A 23,632-nucleotide genomic window follows, 5' to 3' on the forward strand; every position below is an offset into this window, starting at 1 on the left:
CAAGAATTCTTGCAGGATTGTTTTTGATTATTCTAAACGACCATCTTTACGATAGGCGATATCTGGTTGCCATGTCCATTTGGCTCCGTATTTTTCAAGGAGATCAAAACTAGCCTGAGGTCCCATGCTACCAGCCTTGTAGTCATGAAGTGGAGCACCGTTTTCAGCCCAAAGCTTCTCAATACGGTCAATCAATTTCCAAGAAGCGCTAACTTCTTCCCAGTGGCTAAAGTTAGTTGAATCGTTATTCAATACATCGTAGATTAGCTTTTCATAAGGATCTGGTGAAGCACCTGTAGCTGTAGCATCAGTTCTGTAATCAAGCGAATTATGTGCAAGTTTGAACTCTTCTCCAACTTCTTTACCGTTAAGGCTAAGAGAGAATCCTTCCGTCGGTTGGATGTAGATGGTAAGCACATTCGGTGCTAGTGGTTCTCCAAAGATTGAATCCATTTGTTTGAAGACGATGTTTACGTGTGTTCCTTTTTCAGTTAGGCGTTTACCTGTACGGAAGAAGAAAGGTACATCACGGAAGCGATCAGTATCGACAAAGAAGGCACCTGAAGCAAAGGTTTCTGTCATTGATTCTGGGTTGACATTTGGTTCGCTGCGGTAAGAAATGTACTTCATGCCATCAACTTTACCAGAACGATATTGCCCACGGATGAAGTGCTCTTTAAGTTCCTCATCTGTAGGGTGGTAAAGGTTCTTGAAGACCTTGATTTTCTCTGCGCGAATGTCATCCTTTGTAAAGCTTGCAGGCTTGTCCATAGCAAGGAGTGACAGAAGCTGAAGTGTGTGGTTTTGAACCATATCACGAAGGGCGCCAGACTCATCATAGTAGCCACCACGCTCTTCAACACCTAGACGTTCTGCAAAGGTAATTTGCACATTATCTATGTGTTCACGATTCCAAACATTTTCAAAGATCATATTGGCAAAACGAATGGCAAATATGCTTTGAATCATTTCCTTACCAAGATAGTGGTCGATACGATAGATTTGCTCTTCGTTAAAAGTAGCTAGGAGCTCTTCGTTTAGTTTGCTTGCAGTTTCATAGTCTGTACCGAAAGGTTTCTCAACAATCAAACGTTCGAAGCCCTTACCGTCAACGATTTGCTCAGACTTGAGGTGTTTGGCGATGGTACCAAAGAATTGTGGTGCCATAGAGAGGAAGAAGAGCTTGTTGTGTTCAGTTTGATATTTATCATTTAACTCAGCCTGAAGCTTGCGCAATTCGATATAGTGCTCAGTGTCATTAACATCGTGACTTTGATAATAAAAATGACTAGCAAAAGCTTGAGCCTCTTCTGCGCTATCTGCCAAGTCTAAAATAGATTCGACAACAACAGATTCAAAATACTCCTTACTCCAAGGTCTACGAGCGGTTCCAATAACAGCAAAATGATCAGAAAGATTACCTGATTTATAAAGTCTAAAAAGTGAAGGGTAGAGCTTACGTTTGGCCAAATCCCCACTTGCACCGAAAATTGTAACAATAACTTTTGATGACATCTAGCTACCTAATTTCTATTTTGTTTCCTAGTTAAACTAGGCATGAGGAGTCCCCATTTTTCATATCCTTTATTTTATCATAATTTTCTAAAAAATCCAAAAATCCAATACGTCTATACTAAGAGGTTAGGCAAAACTCAATTTCATACTCTTCGAAAATATCTTCAAACCACTTCAGCGTCGCCTTACCGTACTCAAGTACAGCTTTCGGCTAGCTTCCTAGTTTGCTCTTTGATTTTCATTAAGTATTAGGAGCAACCGAAGTAAATCTTTCTACAATAAAACGCATAATATCAAGCTTTTAACACCTGATACAATGCGTTTTTTTGATTATAAAGACTTTTAGCCTTGCCTCTAGGCGTTTAGAACCTTGTCTAAAAATTCTTTAAGTCGAGGATGTTGTGGATTATCAAAGATTTGGTCGGGTGTTCCGTCCTCGAGGAATTCACCGTCAGCAGTAAAGATTACACGATTGGCAACCTTTCGGGCAAATCCCATTTCGTGGGTTACGATGATCATAGTCATGCCTTGTTCAGCCAATTCCTTCATAACGTTAAGAACGTCGCCGACCATCTCAGGGTCAAGGGCAGAAGTGGGTTCGTCAAAGAGCATGATATCAGGGTTCATGGCTAGACCGCGAGCGATAGCCACACGCTGTTTTTGACCACCTGATAGGCTTTCAGGATTTGCATTGGCCTTATCAGCAAGTCCAACTTTTTCAAGGAGTTCCATTCCCAATTTTTCAGCTTCAGCCTTAGTCATCAACTTATGCTCTACTGGAGCGAAAGTGATATTTTCTAATACCGTCATGTGTGGGAAAAGATTGAAGTGCTGGAAAACCATTCCGACATTTTCACGAACGTGGTCCACGTTGGTTGCTTTATCCGTCAAATCATAACCATTAACCGTGATATGACCTTTTGTACCTTCCTCGAGGAGATTTAAGCTACGCAAGAAAGTTGATTTACCTGAACCAGAAGGTCCAATGATACAAACAACATCTCCTTCATAGAATTTCGCTGAGATTCCTTTAAGGACTTTGTTTTTACCATATTGTTTATGTAAATTATCAACATCGATTTTTAATTTAGCCATTATTGAATCCTCTTTTCTAAGCGTTTTGCAAGTCTAGTAAGAAGAGTGATAATCACAAGATAGAAGACTGCGAGAATTGCATACATTTTGAAACTTTGGTAGTTACGTGCAATGATAATTTTACCAGTTTGGAAGAGTTCTACCAAACCGATTGCAGATACGATCGTTGTATCTTTCAAAGCAATAACAAATTGGTTGACAAAGTTTGGAAGCATGAGTTTGGTTGCTTGCGGCAAGACAATCTTACGCATGGTTTTACTGTAAGAGATACCAAGGCTTCGACTAGCTTCCATTTGTCCAACTGGAACAGCTTTGATACCACCTCGAACGATTTCAGCAATATAGGCAGCTGAGTTTAGGGACAGGGCAATCGTACCAGCGACAAAGTCGTTGATTGGACTTTGTTGGCCTGTAAGGGATTCGATAAAGTTTGGAATTCCCCAGAAGATGAAGGCGGCAAGAATCATTAGTGGAATACCGCGAATCACATCAACAAAGATCTCTGAAACAAGACGAAGTGATTTATAAGGACTCACGCTAAACATACCAAAGATAATCCCAATCACGATCGCAATCGCAAACGAGATAAGGGCTAAGGCAAGTGTGATTCCAAGCCCGCTAAGGAGTTGCTTGTAGTTGTTTTGGAGTAAGCCCCAGATAGTAGTTTCGTCAACTGTATTTGTAGAAGTAGTTGTTGCTCCGCTTGCTAGATACTTGTCAAGAATTTTTTGGAATTCTCCATTAGCTTTGAGGTTGGCAAGTCCCTTATTAAACATTTCGATCAATTCAGGATTACTTCCCTTTTTAACTGCAAAGGCAGTTTCTCCAATCGGAGTTCCTTCAATAGGTGTTTTTAATTTTTGCCCTTGGCTGATAGAATATTTAAGAACTGGTTCGTCATCCATGACGGCATCAACTGCACCAGTGTTTAAACTGTCATACATAGATGAACCGTCTGCAAAGGTTTTAATTTTATAACCGTATTTGCTTTGATTTTCAGTTAGGAAGGTTTGAGAAGCCGTCCCGTTTTTCACACCAACGGTTTTACCATTCAAATCTTCATAAGAAGAAATGGTACTTGATTCCTTAACTCCAAGAATAGTATTAGCTGTATAGTAAGAATCAGAGAAATCAAAGGTTTCTTTCCGAGCGTCTGTAACAGACATACCGGCAATCATACCGTCAGCTTGACCAGATTGAACTGCGTTAATAGCAGCGTCAAAACCTGGGTTGGTGATTTCAATTTCAAAACCTTGGTCTTCGGCAATAGCCTTGATCAAGTCCATATCGATACCAGTGTACTGGTTACTTGAGTTTTGGAAGACAAAAGGTGCAAATGATGAATCACTCGCGATGACATACTTAGATTTGGTAGTGTCAGATTTTGCTACTCCAAGAGTGAAAATAGGTAACAAAATTAGTAAAAATGCTAGGATTTTTTTCTTCATGTTTAGTCTCCTTTTCAGAATATTTACCCATTATAGCAGAAACTAAAAAAGTTGGCAAATATTTAGCATTTTTATGTAAGAAGATATAACATCGTTTTAGAACTGTTCAAAAGTTGAGAAGCAGTCAGTCCGTACTTTTTATGGTAAAATTGAAGGATAGAAAATGTGTATGAGGCAATTATGATCAATAGAATTACAGACAACAAATTTAAACTTGTATCCAAATACCAACCATCTGGGGATCAACCGCAAGCTATCGAACAGTTGGTAGATAATATCGAGGGTGGAGAAAAGGCTCAAATACTGATGGGGGCGACTGGTACAGGGAAAACCTATACCATGAGCCAGGTGATTTCCAAAGTTAATAAACCAACCCTAGTCATCGCCCACAATAAGACTCTAGCAGGCCAGCTCTATGGGGAGTTTAAGGAATTTTTCCCTGAGAATGCCGTCGAGTACTTCGTATCCTACTATGATTACTATCAACCTGAAGCTTATGTTCCCTCTAGTGATACTTATATCGAAAAAGATAGTTCAGTCAACGATGAGATTGATAAACTTCGTCACTCCGCTACATCAGCACTCTTGGAGCGTAACGATGTCATCGTTGTAGCATCTGTATCTTGTATTTATGGTTTGGGTTCCCCTAAAGAATATGCTGACAGCGTGGTAAGTTTACGCCCAGGTCTTGAGATTTCTCGTGATAAACTGCTTAATGAATTGGTTGATATTCAGTTCGAACGCAACGACATTGATTTTCAGCGGGGAAGATTTCGCGTACGTGGGGATGTGGTGGAAATTTTCCCAGCCTCTCGTGATGAGCATGCCTTTCGTGTTGAGTTCTTTGGAGATGAGATTGATCGTATTCGTGAAGTCGAAGCTCTGACGGGGCAAGTTCTGGGCGAAGTGGACCATTTGGCGATTTTCCCAGCCACTCACTTTGTGACCAATGACGACCACATGGAAGTAGCTATTGCCAAGATTGAAGCCGAGTTGGAGAAGCAGCTAGCTCTCTTTGAGAAGGAAGGCAAACTGCTGGAAGCTCAACGCTTGAAACAACGTACAGAGTACGATATCGAGATGCTCCGTGAGATGGGCTATACAAACGGCGTTGAAAACTACTCCCGTCACATGGATGGTCGTAGCGAAGGAGAGCCTCCTTATACATTACTCGATTTCTTCCCTGATGATTTCTTGATTATGATTGATGAGAGCCACATGACTATGGGGCAAATCAAGGGCATGTACAATGGTGACCGTTCTCGTAAGGAGATGTTGGTTAATTATGGTTTCCGTTTGCCATCTGCCTTGGATAATCGTCCTCTTCGTCGTGAAGAGTTCGAAAGTCATGTGCATCAGATTGTTTACGTTTCAGCGACACCTGGAGATTATGAACACGAGCAGACTGAGACAGTGATTGAGCAAATCATTCGTCCGACAGGGCTTTTGGATCCTGAGGTGGAAGTCCGTCCGACAATGGGACAGATTGATGACCTCTTAGGTGAAATCAATGCCCGTGTTGAAAAGAACGAGCGAACCTTTATCACCACCTTGACCAAGAAAATGGCTGAAGACTTGACTGACTACTTCAAAGAAATGGGTATCAAGGTCAAATATATGCACTCGGATATCAAGACTTTAGAGCGGACAGAGATTATCCGTGACTTGCGCTTGGGAGTCTTTGATGTCTTGGTTGGAATTAACCTCCTTCGTGAAGGGATTGATGTGCCAGAAGTTAGTCTGGTAGCTATACTAGATGCCGACAAGGAAGGCTTCCTTCGTAACGAGCGTGGACTCATTCAGACCATCGGTCGTGCTGCCCGTAATAGCGAGGGACATGTAATCATGTATGCGGACACTATGACTCAGTCTATGCAACGTGCCATCGATGAAACGGCTCGCCGCCGTAAAATCCAGATGGCTTATAATGAAGAACACGGTATTATTCCACAAACGATTAAGAAAGAAATCCGTGATCTGATTTCTGTAACCAAGGTAGTTGCCAAGGAAGAGGACAAGGAAGTCGATATCAATAGCCTTAACAAACAAGAACGCAAAGAATTGGTCAAGAAACTGGAAAAACAAATGCAAGAAGCCGTCGAAGTGCTTGACTTTGAACTGGCAGCTCAGATTCGTGATATGATGTTGGAAGTCAAGGCGTTGGATTGAGGGATAAATATGATCGATTTAAGAAAACTAATAGAAGAAGATTTGGTGCCTTTGTGGGAAATTGCTTATTCACAATCTAATCCAATTTGGAAGCAGTATGACGCTCCCTATTATGACGATTATCAGTATTTTCCTAATTTTAAAGAATTTAAACTACAAAAATTAGAATCCACTCTAAACAACTCAAATCGCCTTGGTATTTTTGTTGATGATAGACTAGTTGGGACTGTTTCGCGCTACTGGGTATGTAAAGAAACAAGATGGATGGAATTGGGAATTTGTATTTATGATAACAAATTTTGGAACTCTGGAATTGGAAAAGCTGCTATGCTACAGTGGATAGATCGGACATTTCAGGATTACTTGGAGTTGGAGCATCTTGGTTTGACAACTTGGTCAGGAAATTTTGGTATGATGAAATTGGCTGAAAAACTAAGAATGAAAAAAGAAGCTCATATTCCAAAAGTTCGTTATTATCAAGGTGTTTATTATGATAGTATTAAATACGGCATTTTGAGAGAAGAATGGGAGGAAGCAAATGGTCATCACTATCAAACAGATGGAAACTCCTGAAGAGATAGAAGGTAAGTCCCTCGTTCATTGGCAGACGTGGAGAGAGGCTTATGATGACCTTTTACCTGCAGAATTTCAGGAGACGATGACATTAGAAAAATGTCGATTCTTTAGTCAAAAATATCCAGAGAATACCTTGATTGCGATGGATGGAAAGAAGGTCGTTGGATTTATCAGCTATGGAAATTTTCGTGATGAGGCCATTCAAGCTGGTGAAATCATAGCCTTATATGTTTTAAAAGATTACTATGGAAAAGGTGTGAGTGAACAGTTAATGCATGCTGCATTTGTTGCTCTCGATCATTTCTCTGAAATTTATTTATGGGTATTGAAAGATAATAAGAGAGCCATTGCTTTCTATCAAAAAATGGGTTTTACTTTTGATGGCCAAGAAAAAATACTTAAACTTGGAAAACCTGTTAAGGAATTGAGGATGATGTGTTCTTCAAATAAAAATTCCTAAAAGAAGTATCTATCAATCTTTGAACCGTTATCAACTAATCAAGTCTAAAAAGTGAAATAGATAGAATGAAACAAAGAGATGAAGGAGAAGACGAATGAAAATTTTAGTCATCAATGGGCATCCCGATAAGGAAAGTTACTGTCAGGCTATTTTTCAAACTATTGTAGAAAATATTGACTTAGGTCGCCATGAACTTGAAGTCATCAACCTTAATGAAGAGGATTTTGACCCGGTCCTTCGCTACGGCTATCGAAAGCGGATGGAGGAAGATTCCTTTATCCTTCGTTCTCAGGAATTAATCCAATGGGCAGATCATTTCATCTTTATTTATCCAATCTGGTGGAGTAGTATGCCTAGCCTCATGAAAGGTTGGATTGATCGTGTCTTTACACCTGGAATTGCCTACTCAGCCAATGACCAGGGAAGTTTTATTTGGAATTACCTCAGAGGCAAGCAGTTTAAAAAGTTATTAAAAGGGAAAACGGCCAGTATTTATGCAACTTCGATGGCACCTACCTGGTGGTACAAGATCTTTTCAGGTCCTATCAACATTCCAGATAGCTATGGCATCTCTGTTTTGAAAAATGCGGTCTTGAATCACTGTGGAATTAAAACCAAGCGCGTGTGCGTACTAGGTGAAGTTGGACGGGATGTGAATACAGCAAGTATGCGTGAAGAACATCTCCAAAAAGTAGCAGAAGAAGTTAAAAAATTATCATGAAACAAAAAAGTAAGAGACAGAAAACATTAAAAAAAACCAGAAATCAAAGCGAAAGCTTGGTCTACTAGACCGCATGAATCTGTGGTTTGTGCAACATTCAACAATTGACTGGATCCTTGATGCAAGCGTTCTGTTCTTTTCTGCTCTAGGAATATTATATCTATTGTACGGAACAACCATTATTCCAAGTCCCTATCGGAAACTGCATTATAGTTTTCCACTTTATTTAAATATCGTTCTTTTGGTGAATGCATCTTATCATACTTTCCCTTCGTACCTTTAGGAAAGGCTGGATTTCCTTGCGAAATTTTGCAGAAGTGTTTTTATATCCTAACGGAATTGCTTGTGTATTACAGTTAACGATTGGGATGACCTCTAAAACAGGAAGATGTTTACTTCCGATATGGGCATTAGACTATCGCTATATCTGGTTTCCCCTCGTTACTTATTTCATTTTCTTTCTAGTGCCTATTGTGACAATTATAATTTCCAAGTATATTGAAAAGAAAACGGGAAGATTTACTCGAATGAAAAAACATAAAAGAAAATCAAACACAAAAAAGAATTTATCAAGGAAAGAAAGTTTTCAGTTTTGGCTGGATTCTCATAAATTTTTAGGATTCTTCCTGGTCCTTGGTCTTGTCCTAGGAATAGGTTTAGGTGTGACTCTAATTTTCAAAAGCCTTCCTATTCCTTCACCATACAGAGATATCAACTATAGTTTTCCAATATATATAAATCTTTTCTGTCTGGTCTATAGATTATTTGACTATTGGTTCTTAGACTTGTCAAGGACAAGAATGACAATAAAAAGATATGCAGAATTATTTATCTATCTTAATAGTATCGGTTTAATAGTCCATCTATTTTTAGGAGTTGGTGGGAAAAATAGTAAAGGGATTTTACCTTCTCTCTTATCCCTAGATCACCGCTACATCTGGTTTCCTATCACAACCTATCTAGTCTTTTTCTGTCTAGCAACCTTAGCCACTCTCATGATCAAATATATAGAAAAGAAAAGGAGTAAATAATGTTCAAATACCTGAATGTGTTTAGAATTGTCTATCTTATCCTTCTGACCTTTGTTCTTGTTCATTGTTGTCTTGGATTGTTTGGTTTATCTTTTACTCCTGGTCCATGGAATTTTTGGTTCCTTTGTTTGTGTCTTATTTTATTGATTCACCCCTGGGTTCTTTACTATAAAAAGAGAGGATTTGAATGGTATCACATAATCTTTCAGTTATTGAGCACATATGTCGCTTTTCAAATTTTTATAATTACTTTCTTTTTATGCTCCGTGGATGATCATCCTATTATTCCGATAAATTTAGATTATAAAGTTGAAAATAATGAAATTCTCATTGATAAAGGATTCTTTATTCATCGCTATTATGAATACCATGATTTGGTAGCTCCATTAATTATGAAGACAGAAATTAAATATACGATAAATAGAGAGTTTTAATCTCAAGAAAATAAGTGAAATTTCCCTTTCGACTCTAAATAATACTGAAATAGAGTTTAAATTATGATGAAATATCTAAACGTTTTTAGAATAATTTACTTATTCTTATTAGCCTTTATGTTTGCTCATGTTATTTTAGGACAGTATGGTTTGGCCTTTACCCCAGTCTTGTGGGATATCTGGTTCTTTGGTCTTTGCTTGACCTTATTTATCCATCCGTGGACCATCTTCTATAAATCTAGAATCTTTCAATGGCATCACCTAATTTTTCAGGCTCTCAGTGGATTCTTTGCATTCTTGATCTGGTTTATGATATTTTTATTTTTCTCCACGGTTCCAGATTCATCTATGCCTATCAATTTAGACTACTATGTGATTAGGGAAAAAAATGAAATAAGAATCATCAGAGGATTCTTACTCCATGAAATTCATGAATATCATGACTTAGTTAATCCTTTGATTATGAAGTCTAAAGTTAAGTATGTAGAAAAAAATTAAACATTAGAAAGTGAGTCCTATGTCTAGAGCACAATTAACCATTCTAACTAATATTTGTTTAATAGAAGATCTTGAAAATCAGCGCGTGGTTATGCAGTATCGATCGCCTGAAACAAACCGCTGGTCTGGCTATGCTTTTCCAGGAGGTCATGTGGAAGATGGTGAGGCCTTTGCAGAATCTGTTATTCGTGAAATATACGAGGAAACAGGTCTGACGATTCAAAATCCTCAACTTGTCGGCATTAAAAATTGGCCCCTAGATACAGGTGGGCGCTATATAGTCATTTGTTATAAGGCAACAGAGTTCTCTGGGACCCTTCGCTCTTCAGATGAAGGGGAAGTTTCTTGGGTGCAAAAAGACCAGATTCCAAATTTGGATCTGGCCTATGATATGTTACCTTTGATGGAGATGATGGAAGCTCCAGACAAGTCTGAATTTTTCTACCCTCGCCGTACAGAAGACGATTGGGAAAAGAAAATCTTCTAATCCTTTACTAAATAACCTAACTTATCCAAGGCCTTCTCGATATAGAGGAGGTCTTGTTCATTTTCAGCTTCGACTAGGTGATAATGGACGCCATCTGTTAATTCAGAAAGTGGTCTAAAGTCAGACCTTTCGACTTGCTCTAAAAAATGCTGAACGTCCCGACGACAAGAGAGTTTGAGCAAGGTTTCAATTTCACCGTAGACAGGATGATCAATCAAGGTATTCTGAACACGTCCTCCATTATCGACGATAGCTAGAAGTTCTTGACCGATTTCTTCCATCTCGTGCTTTACTTTAAACAGCTTGTGAACATACGGACTGGTTTTGCTTTCTTTATAAATATAGCCACGATTGGTTGATAAGATAGGAGCACCATCTGCACGAAGAACAGCAATGTCCTGAACGATAATCTGGCGAGTGACATGAAAATGTTCTGCTAAGCTTTTTCCGTTTAGAGGTTTTTGAGCTTCTTTTAAGAGTTGTAGAAGTGCTTCTTTTCGATTTTTTGTCATATTCTTCTTTCTTAACGCTTAACGGCGTTTTCTCAATGCTTTATAAACAGCTAGTGCTAAGTAATAGTCTACCATACTATGGATAATAGTACCAAATCCAACCAATACAAATAAGACATAGAACATATTTTTTAGGTCGGTTCCGGTGCTAGCATAAAAAATCATACAAGCCAAGACCTCAGCAATAGCGTGAACCAAGCCAAGTACAAAGTTAAAAAGCAAAGAAGATTTCTTATTATCCAAGGTTTGAGGATATTTTTGGAGATAGAAAGCACCTAGACTTCCAAAGAAGATGTGAGAGAAGGCACGAAGTACGATGACAATGGGGTACCCAGCCATGAGAAATCCTAAACTAGAAGCTATAATGACAAAAATTGCCATCCAAGGTGAGAGAAACATAGCGATAAAGATAGCAACGTGACTTCCTAGAGTGTAGGAAGCGGGAGGAATGACAATTTTAAAGGGCATGACCAAAGGAATCAAAATAGCGATAGCCGTCAGTATAGCTGTAAAAGTCATAAATTGTGTTTTCTTTTGTGGGTTCATAATAACTCCTTTTTATCTGTATATACAGATGTATAGTACAATAAATTTTTGATCAAGTCAAGGGGTAAAATTACATTAAAAGAAAAGTTCAGTTAAAGTATGGTAAAGAATCTATGAGAAGTCTGTAAGGATTGGTTTTCTAGGAAATCTTAACAAAATTTTGGATAGGTATTCAATTAACTAAAAGTAGTTATTTTCTTGAGCTCTAGCTTTGAGATTGAGATCCGTCTGTGGATCATTTTATACATGATTTTAAAAAATGAGGTGTCAACTCTAAGGAATCTAGATTAAAACACTTAGAATTTTCTATATAGGGAAATAAAAAGAAAAGAAATTTTTAAAAAATAAGCAAAAAACTCTTGCTTTATCATTTACAATGTGCTATACTTATAAACGGTTTGAAAAAACTGCCTAAGACAGTAGGGGAGCTTGACTCATAAATATCCTACCGAGGACAAAACGTATCATGTAAAAGAAGCGTATTGTACTTTCGTGTCTAGGTTTGGGCGCGTTTTTCTTTTGGAAAAATTCCCCAAGCAAAATAATTACGGAGGTGAACACACTAATGAGTGAAGCAATTATTGCTAAAAAAGCGGAACTAGTTGACGTAGTAGCTGAGAAAATGAAAGCTGCTGCATCAATCGTCGTTGTAGACGCTCGTGGTTTGACAGTTGAACAAGATACAGTTCTTCGTCGTGAGCTTCGTGGAAGCGAAGTTGAGTATAAAGTTATCAAAAACTCAATCTTACGTCGTGCAGCTGAACAAGCTGGACTTGGAGAATTGGCATCTGTTTTTGTTGGACCATCTGCTGTAGCATTTTCTAACGAAGATGTTATCGCACCAGCGAAAATCTTGAACGATTTTGCTAAAACTGCTGACGCACTTGAAATCAAGGGTGGTGCAATCGAAGGCGCTGTCGCATCAAAAGAAGAAATCGTTGCTCTTGCAACTCTTCCAAACCGCGAAGGACTTCTTTCTATGCTCCTTTCTGTACTTCAAGCGCCAGTGCGCAACGTTGCTCTTGCAGTCAAAGCGGTTGCAGAAAGCAAAGAAGACGCAGCTTAATCTTAAGCTACGCAGCGTAGCCTAGCTACGAAAAAAATAAAAACTAATTTTAAAACTTATTTGGAGGAAATAACAATGGCATTGAACATTGAAAACATTATTGCTGAAATTAAAGAAGCTTCAATCCTTGAATTGAACGACCTTGTAAAAGCTATCGAAGAAGAATTTGGTGTAACTGCAGCTGCTCCTGTAGCTGTAGCTGCTGCTGGTGGTGCTGAAGAAGCTGCTAAAGATTCATTTGACGTTGAATTGACAGCAGCAGGCGACAAAAAAGTCGGCGTTATCAAAGTTGTACGTGAAATCACTGGTCTTGGTCTTAAAGAAGCTAAAGAACTTGTTGATGGTGCACCAGCACTTGTTAAAGAAGGTGTTGCAGCAGCAGAAGCTGAAGAACTTAAAGCTAAATTGGAAGAAGCTGGAGCTTCAGTTACTCTTAAATAATAGAGCGACTACATTTGTAGCTTAAAAACATGATTAAACCGCTATTCTTTGGAGTAGCGGTATTCTTTATAATTGAAAAGAGAAAATTTATAAAGTGTCTCCAGTTGTTCCATAAGATTTTCATCATAAAGTTCTGGAGTTTGATTAGAGAACCATGTCAATCAAACTCCAACGCTCGATAAAGCGATGATGTATCTGTGGAAGGAGATTATGTTTGCTAAGGTATTTTTTGCAGAAATAGTGGTACAATATCCTTAGAGTAGTTCAAAATTTATCTTTGCTAGGGGAAAGGGAGATTGAACTCCCTGATGCATCCGTCTTAGTATGGGATTAATGTCCTATAAAAAGGAAATGTTATAAAGGTGATATTGATGGAAAGATATGAATTTACAGCGACAACAGCAAAATCAGATATAATAATTGGTATCCTTTTTCCCATGTTCCTCATGCTTCCTGTATTGGGAATACAGTTGGCTACATTCTATTTAAAACTGAATGATTTTTTTAAATCACAACCTCTTTTTCTTTATACGATAGTATTAGTATTTTTTGGTATTAGTTTTCTTTTAATTAAAAAAATACAAGGTAGTCTAGTGAAGAATTTTGTCGTAGAATTATCTGGAAGAAATATTAGGATTCGGTGTGATGGAAAGGAGATTGTATCAGGAGAAGTTATTTTCTGTAGGATAAAAAATAAGGAGCCTAAACTGGGGGCGAGAGCCTTAAATGTAGACATAGACACCAAGGGGGATAACATTAAATTTCGAGTTCGGTCTAAGGAATATGAAAATTTATCATCTTCTACTTGGAATCCTCTCGGGACAAGCAAACCCTCTGATGTAGAAACGTTATTATCTTTGGGCAAAAAAATAAAAAATGTTATGGAAGAAGAAGTTTTGATAGAAGATGAAGCTTCAAAAAAACCTCGATCGTTTTGATTGAGGTTTTTAGCATATTTCTTAAACAATACCTTGTGCAATTTTAAATGTTTTAGTAAAGATTCCTTATAAAAAATTTTACTTCTTAATTACTTTTTGATATAATAGACGACAAGAAAGAATATCTTATTGGTAAATCTTAAGCGAGCCTGAGATAGTGAGAGTCAGGTGATTGAGAGATAAGTGTGGCGCTTTTGGTTAATTTTATTAAAAATAATGAAGTAATAAATTAGGGTGGAACCGCGTTTTTGACGCCCCTAGGTCACTTGACTTAGGGGGAAAGACACGGTTCTTTTTGCATTCTGAGTCGCAAGAAATTAGATGAAAAAGGAGTTAATAATGTCTAAAAAACTAACCTTCCAAGAGATTATCTTGACTTTGCAACAATACTGGAACGACCAGGGTTGTATGCTCATGCAGGCTTATGATAATGAAAAGGGTGCAGGAACCATGAGTCCTTACACTTTCCTTCGTGCCATTGGTCCTGAACCATGGAATGCAGCTTATGTTGAGCCTTCTCGTCGTCCAGCGGACGGTCGTTACGGGGAAAATCCAAACCGTCTCTACCAACACCACCAATTCCAAGTGGTTATGAAACCTTCTCCAGCAAATATCCAGGAGCTTTACCTTGAGTCTTTGGAGAAATTGGGAATCAATCCTTTGGAACACGATATTCGTTTCGTTGAAGATAACTGGGAAAACCCATCAACTGGTTCCGCTGGTCTTGGATGGGAAGTTTGGCTTGACGGTATGGAAATCACTCAGTTCACTTACTTCCAACAAGTAGGTGGATTGGCAACAGGGCCTGTAACTGCTGAGGTAACTTATGGTTTGGAACGTTTGGCTTCTTATATCCAAGAAGTAGACTCAGTTTACGATATTGAGTGGGCTCCTGGTGTTAAATACGGAGAAATTTTCCTTCAACCTGAATACGAGCATTCAAAATACAGCTTTGAAGTTTCAGATCAAGACATGCTTCTTGAAAACTTCGAAAAATTTGAAAAAGAAGCTGGACGTGCATTAGAACTAGGTCTTGTGCATCCAGCCTACGACTACGTTTTGAAATGTTCACATACATTCAACTTGCTTGATGCTCGTGGAGCAGTTTCAGTTACAGAACGTGCTGGTTATATCGCTCGTATCCGTAACTTAGCCCGTGTCGTAGCTAAAACATTCGTAGCAGAACGTAAGAAACTCGGTTACCCACTGCTAGACGAAGCCACACGCGCAAAACTCCTAGCAGAAGAGGAAGAATAAAGAGTGTATTAGATAGGATTGGTTGATAGAGCAATCCTACAGGACCAGTTGCCGCCGTGATAGAGGTATCGTTAGAGAAACTAACGATACCAGGCAAAATTGGAGACCTTAGGCTCCAATTTTAGCAATGAAACGACGCAGTCGGTTGCTTGCGTGCCAATCACATAAGGCAAACTGGAAAAAAAGATATTTTTCGGAGAAAAAACATGACAAAAAACTTATTAGTAGAACTAGGACTCGAAGAGTTACCTGCCTACGTTGTCACACCAAGTGAAAAACAACTAGGCGAAAAAATGGCAGCCTTCTTGGATAATAACCGTCTTTCATACGAAGGAATTCAAACCTTCTCAACTCCACGTCGTTTGGCTGTTCGCGTACTTGGTTTAGCAGACCAACAGACTGATTTGACTGAAGATTTTAAAGGACCTTCTAAGAAAATTGCTTTGGATGCAGAAGGAAACTTTTCTAAAGCAGCACAAGGTTTTGTCCGTGGAAAAGGCTTGACTGTAGATGACATTGAATTCCGTGAAATCAAAGGTGAAGAATATGTCTACGTAACTAAGCATGAAGCTGGAAAACCAGCTGAGGAAGTTTTGGCTGGAATTCCAGAATTATTGGCTAGTTTAAGCTTCCCAGTAAGTATGCATTGGGCAAACAATACCTTTGAATATATCCGTCCAGTCCATACATTGACAGTTCTTTTGGATGATGCGGCACTTGATATGGATTTCCTAGATATTCATTCAGGAAGAGTTAGCCGTGGACATCGTTTCCTTGGCCACGAAGTAGAAATTCAGCATGCTGACAGCTATGAAGAAGACCTGCGCAAAGTTTATGTTATTGCTGATAGCACTGAACGCGAAAATATGATTCGTGAGCAAATTAAGGCTATTGAAGCTGAAGAAGGTGTTCAGGTACAAATTGATGAAGGACTCTTGAATGAAGTTCTGAATTTGGTTGAATACCCAACTGCCTTCATGGGGAATTTTGATCCTAAGTACCTAGAGGTTCCAGAAGAAGTTTTGGTCACTTCAATGGAGACTCATCAACGCTACTTTGTAGTTCGTGACCTTGATGGAAATCTAAAACCAAACTTTATTTCTGTTCGTAACGGAAATGCAGAGTATTTGGATAATGTCGTCCGAGGAAATGAGAAAGTCTTAGTTGCGCGTCTTGAAGATGGTGAATTTTTCTGGCGTGAAGACCAAAAATTGAAAATTGAAGATCTTGTAGCTAAATTATCACACGTAACCTTCCATGAAAAGATTGGTTCATTACGTGAACACATGATTCGTACTGGGCAAATTGCTATCCTTTTAGCAGAAAAAGCAGGTTTATCAGTTGATGAAACTGTTGACCTTGCTCGTGCTGCAGCTATTTATAAGTTTGACCTCTTAACTGGTATGGTTGGTGAATTTGATGAGCTTCAAGGAATCATGGGTGAGAAATATGCTCTTCTCGCTGGTGAGAATGCAGCAGTGGCACAAGCTATTCGTGAACACTACCTTCCAGATTCTGCTGACGGAGCTCTTCCTGAGTCTAAAGTCGGAGCAATCCTTGCACTAGCTGATAAATTGGATACTCTTTTGTCCTTCTTCTCTGTTGGCTTGATTCCATCTGGTTCAAACGACCCTTATGCCCTTCGTCGTGCAACACAAGGGATTGTTCGTATCTTAGAAGAATTTAGTTGGAATATTCCAATGGACGAGTTGATTGCGAGCCTTTATGCCTTATCGTTTGATAGTTTAACTTACGATAACCAAGAAGAAGTGCTTAACTTCATCAAAGCTCGTGTTGATAAGATGATGGGTTCTACAGCAAAAGATATTAAGGAAGCTGTTCTAGCAAGCTCAAACTTTGTTGTTTCTGATATGATTGAAGCTGCAGAAGCTTTAACTGAAGCTGCAAAAACTGAAGATTACAAATCATCAGTTGAGTCTCTATCTCGTGCCTTTAACCTAGCAGAAAAGGCAGAAGGTTCAGTTAAAGTTGATGCCAGTCTCTTTGAAAATGAAGAAGAAAAAGAACTTGCTCAAGCAGTAGAAAAACTTGAATTGAAAGGATCAGCTAACGATAAATTAAGACAACTATTTGCTCTTAGTCCAGTTATTGATGCATTCTTTGACAATACCATGGTTATGGCGGAGGATGTCGATGTTAAGAATAATCGTTTGGCTATTCTTGCTGAACTTGTGAATAAAGCAAAAACAGTGGCTGCTTTTAATCTTCTTAATACAAAATAGAAATTAAAAACTAGATTGGAGGTTCAAATATGACACCAGAAAAAATCGCTCGAATTAACGAGCTTGCTAAAAAGAAAAAAACAGAAGGTTTGACTGCTGAAGAAAAAGTAGAACAAGCCAAACTTCGTGAAGAGTACATCGAAGGCTATCGTCGTTCTGTTCGTCACCACATTGAAGGAATCAAAATTGTGGATGAGGAAGGGAATGACGTAACTCCTGAAAAACTTCGCCAAGTGCAACGTGAAAAAGGCTTGCATGGACGAAGCCTTGACGATCCAAATTCATAATTTTGAGATATAGAAAACTCGGTCAGTGAAAGCTAACCGAGTTTTTGTTTTAAAAAGAGAGTGGGACAGAAATCGGTAATTCGTTAGAATTCGATTTCGTCGTCCCACCTCCGCACAGTTGAGTAGGGCTGTAAAAGCTGATGAAATCAGCGTAGTAGAGCCTATTCAACTACTGCGTCTTGCTCGACAATCCAAAGACAATTTAGAGGCTAGGACTTTTGTCCCAGCCTCTTGATAACTAGTTACTTGCCCCAGAAGTAGCATCCGCATCTCCATGGCCTCCGTCAGCTGAGTCAGAAGCACCAGAAGTAGCATCTGCGTCACCGTGGCCTCCAGCAGGAGCAAACGGACCGCTTCCTCCTACCAAACGTTGACCAGTTTCTTTCAAGTACCAGTCAAGCCATGGTTGGAAGTTAAAGACAATTTCATTGATACCAGCATATGATCCATCAGGATAGTACATAGCTTGGTAGTTGTGAGTATTGATAACACCTGCAGGTGAACCTGGAACAATTGTACGTACGTATTCTTGGTTGCCATTGCGAAGCGTACCAATAACCCACTCAACGTTTTTCATACGTGCTGGTGGAAGTGATCCATGAACTGTTGACATACGGCTACCAGATTGAGATGGTACACGTTTAGCAAACATCGTATCAGGATCTTGGTGAGCATTGTTGTAGTAGAGGAATTGGTTGTTATCGTCAGCATATGTCAATTCAAATGGCATAGCTTTCAAGAACATATCAATTTGGTTAACTGTAAGGATACCATGGTCAAGTTTAACGTATGTATCACCTGAAACAGCACCTGTGATTTCTGCAACTTTTTCTACCCAGTTTGGATCGTCAGGATCAACTTCTGTAATAGTTGTAGCGATTGGTTTTCCACAATCCAAGTCTTCTGGTTCAATTGGTTTTGGTTTTTTCAATTTAGAAACGACTCCTACGTATTTGACAAAGTTATCTAAGCAAGTTTCAAGGAATTTAACAGTTCCTTCGTTAATAATATCTCCGTTAGCATCAAAAGCTTCTTTAGCTTTTCCAAGAAGGAATTCATTACCAGGCAATGTGTAGGCATTCACTCCTGGTGCGTCAAGGATCTTGCGAAGGTGAACTTGGGCACGTGAAGTTCCTTGGTCATAGTATGAAGCACCAACGATCATAACTGGTTTGTTTTCGAATGGATGAACTTCGTATGAAAGCCATTCAAGGACTGACTTAAGTGAAGCAGAAATAGTGTGGTTGTGCTCTGGAGTAGCAATAATGACACCATCAGCACGAGTGATTTTGTTGTAAAGAAGACGTAATTGGAAGCTTTCATCCCATTTTTCATCTTGGTTAAACATTGGAACTTCATCGATTTCCAAAACCTCTAGTTCAAATTTAATTTTAAACTGACGGCGGATGAATTCCAAGAGTTTGCGGTTATATGATTGATCGTAGTTTGATCCAACAAGTCCAACAAATTTCATTCTATTTTGTCTCCTATCTTACAAGTTTTCCCAGTCAAATTCTTCTGCATCTTTGCGAAGCAATTCCTGCGCGCTACGCAATTTTTCAGTAATCTTGACAAAGATACGGAAGTCATCAAAGATGGCATCTAATTTATTAATAACATCAAGATCTACCAAGTCACCATTCTTATCAAATGCTTGAAGAGAATGAGAAAGCAAGAATTCGTCAGGTAGAACTGTCGCTTTAATCTCTGGCGCATTCAAAATTTGACGAAGTTGCAATTGAGCACGTGAAGAACCAAGAGTACCATATGAAGCACCAGTAATCATGACTGGTTTATTTAAAAGTGGGAATACTCCGTAAGAAATCCAAGCAAGGGCGCTCATAAGTACAGCTGGAATTGAGTGGTCATATTCTGGAGTACCGATAATAACACCATCAGCTGCTTCGATTTTAGCTACGATTTCCATAGCCTCAGCCGGGATTTGTTTGTCGGCTGGTTTGTTGAAAACTGGAAGATCTTTAATTTCGACCAATTCGATTTCTGCTTTATCAGCAAAGTGTTTTTGCATATATTGTAGCAGTTGGCGGTTTGTGGAACGTTTAGAGTTGGTTCCTACAATAGCAATAAGTTTAAGCATGGGCTTTCCTTTCTCTTTTGCATTATTAATTAATTACCGTTGGATACCAGATGAACAAGCGATGCGTCCATCTTTGTCAATGAGGATGGCTTCGATACCATCAATATTTTCGACTTGCCACATGATTGATGCGCTACGTTGGCCAAACAATCGTGTAGTCCATATCTCGCCGTCGACAGATCGATTTGATATAATGGTCAAACTAGCTAAATCCGTTTCAATAGGATAGCCTGTTTCACTATCGAGAATGTGATGATAATCCTTGCCATTGATTTCAAGATGCCGTTCATAAATACCAGATGTAACAACTGATTTTCCAGTAATAGACAAGGTCATCAGGTGATTACCGCGTGGATTATTTGGATCTTGAATGCCGATTTGCCACGGATGTCCATCTTTTGATTGGTTGGTCCCAATTGTGAGGATGTTTCCTCCAAGATTGATAAGAGCAGAAGTGACGCCGTTTTCTTTTAAGAAAGCTGCAACCTTATCTGCACTGTACCCTTTTGCTAAACAACCCAAATCAATTTTCATTCCCTTTTTTTCAAGGAAAACAGTTGAATTCATTGAATCGAGTTTGATTAAGCGAGGGTCTATCAATGGTAAAACGGAAGCAATTTCTTCAGGACTAGCAACTTTCGCATCGGAAAAACCAATACGCCAGGTTTGAACCAAGGGGCCGATACTAATATTGAGATGACTTCCAGGTGCTAGACTATGGTCTAAACCAAAGGAAATCAGTTCAAATAAATCAGGATGAACCTTGACTGGAGCAATTCCAGCTCGATGGTTGATTTCCATCAATTCCGATTTAGAACTGTTGGCATTGAAGCGGAATTCAAGTTCCTTGAGCAAATCAAAAGCTTGACGGAGAAGATTATCGGCTTGTTCATGTACTAAGGAAATAGTAATCGTAGTTCCCATTAATCGCTCAGATGATGAACTAAGAGGCAAAGAATCAACTCCCTTCGAATCACTCGGAAATAGCTACAAATCTTGAATTAATAAGAAATTTAAAATTTATAATTTATTTCCATATAAATAGAATATCATAAAGTCAGCGTTTTCACAATTTATTTTTTACAAAAAGTCAAGAAATATGCTTAAAAAATTAAAAACACCTCCACATCAATGAGGATTCTTTGAAAACAAATTGATATATCTTTCAAAAACTTTCTTAAATAACATCAAACTGGTCAAAAGTCTTGAAAACGTTCACAGATAATGGTATACTTGAGGGGTAAATAAAAAAATAAAGGTAGGATTTATCTTATGAGTAAAATCGTAGTCGTGGGAGCTAACCACGCTGGAACTGCATGTATCAACACTATGTTGGACAACTTTGGAAACGAAAACGAAATCGTTGTATTTGACCAAAACTCAAACATTTCATTCCTTGGATGTGGAATGGCTCTTTGGATTGGTGAACAAATCGACGGCGCTGAAGGATTGTTCTACTCTGATAAAGAAAAATTGGAAGCAAAAGGTGCTAAAGTTTATATGAACTCACCAGTTCTTTCAATTGACTATGATAATAAAGTTGTTACTGCAGAAGTTGACGGTAAAGAGCACAAAGAATCATATGAAAAATTGATTTTTGCTACTGGTTCAACTCCAATCTTGCCACCGATCGAAGGCGTTGAAATCGTTAAAGGTAACCGTGAGTTCAAAGCAACTCTTGAAAACGTACAATTCGTTAAATTGTACCAAAACGCAGAAGAAGTTATCAACAAACTTGCTGACAAGAGCAAACACCTTGAGCGTATCGCTGTTGTAGGTGGTGGCTACATCGGTGTTGAGCTTGCTGAAGCTTTCGAACGTCTTGGAAAAGAAGTTGTCCTTGTTGATATCGTTGACACTGTATTGAACGGATACTATGACAAAGACTTCACACAAATGATGGCTAAAAACTTGGAAGACCACAACATCCGTTTGGCACTTGGACAAACTGTTAAAGCTATCGAAGGTGACGGTAAAGTTGAACGCTTGATCACTGACAAAGAAACATTCGATGTTGACATGGTTGTTCTTGCAGTTGGTTTCCGTCCTAACACAGCTCTTGCTGATGGCAAGATTGAACTTTTCCGCAACGGTGCCTTCCTTGTAGACAAGAAACAAGAAACATCACTTCCAGGAGTATTCGCTGTGGGTGACTGTGCGACTGTTTATGACAATGCTCGTAAAGACACTAGCTACATCGCTCTTGCATCAAATGCTGTACGTACTGGTATCGTAGGTGCATACAATGCTTGTGGACATGAACTTGAAGGAATCGGTGTTCAAGGATCAAATGGTATCTCAATCTATGGTCTTCACATGGTTTCAACTGGTTTGACACTTGAAAAAGCAAAAGCTGCAGGTTACAATGCAACTGAAACTGGCTTCAACGATCTTCAAAAACCAGAATTTATGAAGCATGACAACTATGAAGTAGCTATCAAGATCGTCTTTGATAAAGACAGCCGTGAAATCCTTGGTGCTCAAATGGTATCTCGTGATTCAGCAATCAGCATGGGAATCCACATGTTCTCATTGGCTATCCAAGAACATGTTACAATTGATAAATTGGCCTTGACAGACCTATTCTTCTTGCCACACTTCAATAAACCATACAACTACATCACTATGGCAGCATTGACAGCTGAAAAATAATGATTTGTGAAACGGAAGATTTAATTCTTCCGTTTTTATCATCAAAAAAATGAGAGTGGGACAGAAATCGGTAATTCGTTAGAATTCGATTTCGTCGTCCCACCTCCGCACAGTTGAGTAGGGCTGTAAAAGCTGATGAAATCAGCGAAGTAGAGCCCACTCAACCACTGCGTCTTGCTCGACAATCCAAAGACAATTGAGAGGCTAGGACTTTTGTCCCAGCCTCATTTTTGATATCTAGATGTCATGAAGTTTCTTCTTTTACGAAGGTGAACCCTTCTCCTAAAATTTCGTGTGCTTCAGTGATGGTAATAAAGGCCATCGGATCCACGGTATGTATCATTTCTTTCATCTTAATCATTTCATTTCTTGCTACGATACAGTAAATAATTTTTAAATCTTTTTGACTGTAGTAGCCTTGCCCAGAAATGAAGGTGACACCTCTACCGAGCTCTTCATTGATTTTATCAGCTAACTCCATAGGCTTTTGGGTGATGATCATAAATCCTTTACCAGCATATCCACCTTCACCAATCAAGTCGATAACTCTAGAGACGATGAAGTCAAATAGAAGTGTGTAGGTTACGAGACGAAGGTCTTGGAAAATAATTAAAATGAGCATTAGGATAAGGAAGTCTAGTGCAAAGAGTAATTTTCCAACGGAGATATTGGTGTACTTGTTGAGAATTCGAGCGACGATATCTGTTCCACCAGTGGTACCACCAGCATTGAAGATAACACCTAGACCAAGTCCCAAAAGAACACCCGCAACCAAGGCAACGATAACCAAATCTCCTTCAAGATTAAAGTGGAGAGGAATCTTTTCAAAGATTGCTAACCAAATGGATAAGGAAATGGTTCCGAGCAAACTTGTGTACAGAGTCTTTGAACCAAATATTTTCCAGGCTAGAATAAAGAGCGGGATATTGATTAAGAGGTTCATCAAAGAGATGGGAATGTTAAAGAGATAATACGTAATCAAGGTGATCCCAGTTGCTCCCCCCTCGAATAAGTGGTGGGGCACAACGAAATACGTGAGTCCGAAGGCATAGATGGCAGCTCCGAATATAATGGTTAAAATAGACTTGATATGCCGTAGCATTGAGCTTACCTCCTTTTTTTAAAAATCTAAAATGTTGACAGCCTTCAGGTTAAAAG

Annotated in this window: 23 protein-coding genes and 1 other annotated feature; of the genes, 14 read left to right on the top strand and 9 right to left on the bottom strand. The window is 38.9% G+C overall.

The features are described 5' to 3' along the window. Nucleotides 1-27: 27 nt before the first annotated feature. The 3 genes from zwf to QM887_RS05445 form a co-directional block, all read right to left on the bottom strand. A complete protein-coding gene (gene zwf, locus QM887_RS05435; RefSeq protein WP_414270879.1) occupies nucleotides 28-1,515 on the bottom strand; it encodes a glucose-6-phosphate dehydrogenase in 1,488 nt (495 codons plus the stop codon). A gap of 354 nt (nucleotides 1,516-1,869) precedes the next feature. Beyond that, nucleotides 1,870-2,610, bottom strand: coding sequence for an amino acid ABC transporter ATP-binding protein (locus QM887_RS05440; RefSeq protein WP_049503260.1), 741 nt, complete (start codon nucleotides 2,608-2,610; stop codon nucleotides 1,870-1,872). After that, entirely contained in the window at nucleotides 2,610-4,058 is a 1,449-nt protein-coding gene (locus QM887_RS05445) for an amino acid ABC transporter substrate-binding protein/permease (protein WP_414270880.1), read from the bottom strand. Before QM887_RS05445 ends, QM887_RS05440 begins: the two co-directional genes overlap by 1 nt. A 180-nt stretch (nucleotides 4,059-4,238) precedes the next feature. Here QM887_RS05445 and uvrB point away from each other — a divergent pair, with 180 nt between their 5' ends. The 7 genes from uvrB (at nucleotide 4,239) to QM887_RS05480 (ending at nucleotide 10,434) form a co-directional block, all read left to right on the top strand. Beyond that, nucleotides 4,239-6,227, top strand: a complete 1,989-nt coding sequence (gene uvrB / locus QM887_RS05450) for an excinuclease ABC subunit UvrB (protein WP_414270881.1) — start codon at nucleotides 4,239-4,241, stop codon at nucleotides 6,225-6,227. 9 nt (nucleotides 6,228-6,236) lie between these two features. Beyond that, on the top strand, nucleotides 6,237-6,800 hold the full coding sequence (locus QM887_RS05455; protein ID WP_414270882.1) for a GNAT family N-acetyltransferase: 564 nt from the start codon (nucleotides 6,237-6,239) through the stop codon (nucleotides 6,798-6,800). Then, nucleotides 6,766-7,263 (top strand): N-acetyltransferase family protein, encoded by a 498-nt coding sequence (locus QM887_RS05460; protein ID WP_414270883.1) that lies wholly within the window; start codon nucleotides 6,766-6,768, stop codon nucleotides 7,261-7,263. Before QM887_RS05455 ends, QM887_RS05460 begins: the two co-directional genes overlap by 35 nt. A 94-nt stretch (nucleotides 7,264-7,357) precedes the next feature. After that, on the top strand, nucleotides 7,358-7,984 hold the full coding sequence (locus QM887_RS05465) for an NAD(P)H-dependent oxidoreductase (RefSeq protein WP_414270884.1): 627 nt from the start codon (nucleotides 7,358-7,360) through the stop codon (nucleotides 7,982-7,984). A 527-nt stretch (nucleotides 7,985-8,511) separates the two neighbouring features. Next, on the top strand, nucleotides 8,512-9,015 hold the full coding sequence (locus QM887_RS05470; protein ID WP_414270885.1) for a hypothetical protein: 504 nt from the start codon (nucleotides 8,512-8,514) through the stop codon (nucleotides 9,013-9,015). Nucleotides 9,016-9,512: 497 nt separating this feature from the next. Further along, nucleotides 9,513-9,947, top strand: coding sequence for a hypothetical protein (locus QM887_RS05475; protein ID WP_414270886.1), 435 nt, complete (start codon nucleotides 9,513-9,515; stop codon nucleotides 9,945-9,947). Between the two features lie 19 nt (nucleotides 9,948-9,966). Continuing rightward, a complete protein-coding gene (locus QM887_RS05480) occupies nucleotides 9,967-10,434 on the top strand; it encodes an 8-oxo-dGTP diphosphatase (RefSeq protein WP_414270887.1) in 468 nt (155 codons plus the stop codon). On the opposite strand, the gene QM887_RS05485 is transcribed toward QM887_RS05480, so the two are convergent. Then, nucleotides 10,431-10,946 (bottom strand): transcription repressor NadR, encoded by a 516-nt coding sequence (locus QM887_RS05485; RefSeq protein WP_075231670.1) that lies wholly within the window; start codon nucleotides 10,944-10,946, stop codon nucleotides 10,431-10,433. The two genes, QM887_RS05480 and QM887_RS05485, sit on opposite strands and share 4 nt — an antisense overlap. A gap of 18 nt (nucleotides 10,947-10,964) precedes the next feature. After that, nucleotides 10,965-11,492 carry an ECF transporter S component gene (locus QM887_RS05490; protein WP_414270888.1) on the bottom strand — a complete coding sequence of 176 codons (528 nt, stop codon included), beginning with the start codon at nucleotides 11,490-11,492 and terminating at the stop codon, nucleotides 10,965-10,967. A gap of 392 nt (nucleotides 11,493-11,884) precedes the next feature. Next, nucleotides 11,885-12,019, top strand: a sequence feature (ribosomal protein L10 leader region). Between the two features lie 38 nt (nucleotides 12,020-12,057). Between QM887_RS05490 and rplJ the strand changes: the two genes are divergently transcribed. The 6 genes from rplJ to QM887_RS05520 all read left to right on the top strand — a co-directional run bounded on the left by rplJ (nucleotide 12,058) and on the right by QM887_RS05520 (nucleotide 17,724). Beyond that, nucleotides 12,058-12,558: a 50S ribosomal protein L10 gene (rplJ, locus tag QM887_RS05495; RefSeq protein ID WP_049503273.1), complete on the top strand. Its 501-nt coding sequence runs from the start codon at nucleotides 12,058-12,060 to the stop codon at nucleotides 12,556-12,558. A 75-nt stretch (nucleotides 12,559-12,633) separates the two neighbouring features. Continuing rightward, complete coding sequence (gene rplL, locus QM887_RS05500; protein WP_075229428.1) at nucleotides 12,634-12,999, top strand: 50S ribosomal protein L7/L12; 366 nt, start codon at nucleotides 12,634-12,636, stop codon at nucleotides 12,997-12,999. 371 nt (nucleotides 13,000-13,370) lie between these two features. After that, the gene (locus QM887_RS05505; RefSeq protein ID WP_414270889.1) at nucleotides 13,371-13,937 is read left to right on the top strand and encodes a hypothetical protein; all 567 of its coding nucleotides are present in this window, start codon (nucleotides 13,371-13,373) and stop codon (nucleotides 13,935-13,937) included. Between the two features lie 339 nt (nucleotides 13,938-14,276). Beyond that, nucleotides 14,277-15,194 carry a glycine--tRNA ligase subunit alpha gene (gene glyQ / locus QM887_RS05510; RefSeq protein ID WP_060955620.1) on the top strand — a complete coding sequence of 306 codons (918 nt, stop codon included), beginning with the start codon at nucleotides 14,277-14,279 and terminating at the stop codon, nucleotides 15,192-15,194. Nucleotides 15,195-15,400: 206 nt separating this feature from the next. Further along, the gene (gene glyS / locus QM887_RS05515) at nucleotides 15,401-17,437 is read left to right on the top strand and encodes a glycine--tRNA ligase subunit beta (protein ID WP_414270890.1); all 2,037 of its coding nucleotides are present in this window, start codon (nucleotides 15,401-15,403) and stop codon (nucleotides 17,435-17,437) included. Nucleotides 17,438-17,466: 29 nt separating this feature from the next. Next, nucleotides 17,467-17,724: a DUF896 family protein gene (locus tag QM887_RS05520; RefSeq protein WP_414270891.1), complete on the top strand. Its 258-nt coding sequence runs from the start codon at nucleotides 17,467-17,469 to the stop codon at nucleotides 17,722-17,724. Nucleotides 17,725-17,962: 238 nt separating this feature from the next. Here QM887_RS05520 and QM887_RS05525 read toward each other — a convergent pair whose 3' ends face one another. The 3 genes from QM887_RS05525 to QM887_RS05535 are packed head-to-tail and all read right to left on the bottom strand — an operon-like array spanning nucleotide 17,963 to nucleotide 20,776. Further along, a complete protein-coding gene (locus QM887_RS05525) occupies nucleotides 17,963-19,198 on the bottom strand; it encodes an NAD(P)H-dependent oxidoreductase (protein ID WP_414270892.1) in 1,236 nt (411 codons plus the stop codon). A gap of 18 nt (nucleotides 19,199-19,216) precedes the next feature. Further along, complete coding sequence (locus QM887_RS05530; protein WP_075229439.1) at nucleotides 19,217-19,822, bottom strand: NADPH-dependent FMN reductase; 606 nt, start codon at nucleotides 19,820-19,822, stop codon at nucleotides 19,217-19,219. 33 nt (nucleotides 19,823-19,855) lie between these two features. Further along, nucleotides 19,856-20,776, bottom strand: coding sequence for an FAD:protein FMN transferase (locus QM887_RS05535; protein ID WP_414270893.1), 921 nt, complete (start codon nucleotides 20,774-20,776; stop codon nucleotides 19,856-19,858). 318 nt (nucleotides 20,777-21,094) lie between these two features. Here QM887_RS05535 and nox point away from each other — a divergent pair, with 318 nt between their 5' ends. Then, nucleotides 21,095-22,474 (top strand): H2O-forming NADH oxidase, encoded by a 1,380-nt coding sequence (gene nox / locus QM887_RS05540; RefSeq protein WP_414270894.1) that lies wholly within the window; start codon nucleotides 21,095-21,097, stop codon nucleotides 22,472-22,474. A gap of 244 nt (nucleotides 22,475-22,718) precedes the next feature. On the opposite strand, the gene QM887_RS05545 is transcribed toward nox, so the two are convergent. Then, nucleotides 22,719-23,576: a YitT family protein gene (locus tag QM887_RS05545; protein ID WP_075226903.1), complete on the bottom strand. Its 858-nt coding sequence runs from the start codon at nucleotides 23,574-23,576 to the stop codon at nucleotides 22,719-22,721. Nucleotides 23,577-23,632: the final 56 nt, after the last annotated feature.

The sequence above is a fragment of the Streptococcus infantis genome (assembly GCF_047460875.1).
Taxonomy (GTDB): Bacteria; Bacillota; Bacilli; order Lactobacillales; family Streptococcaceae; genus Streptococcus; species Streptococcus infantis_AA.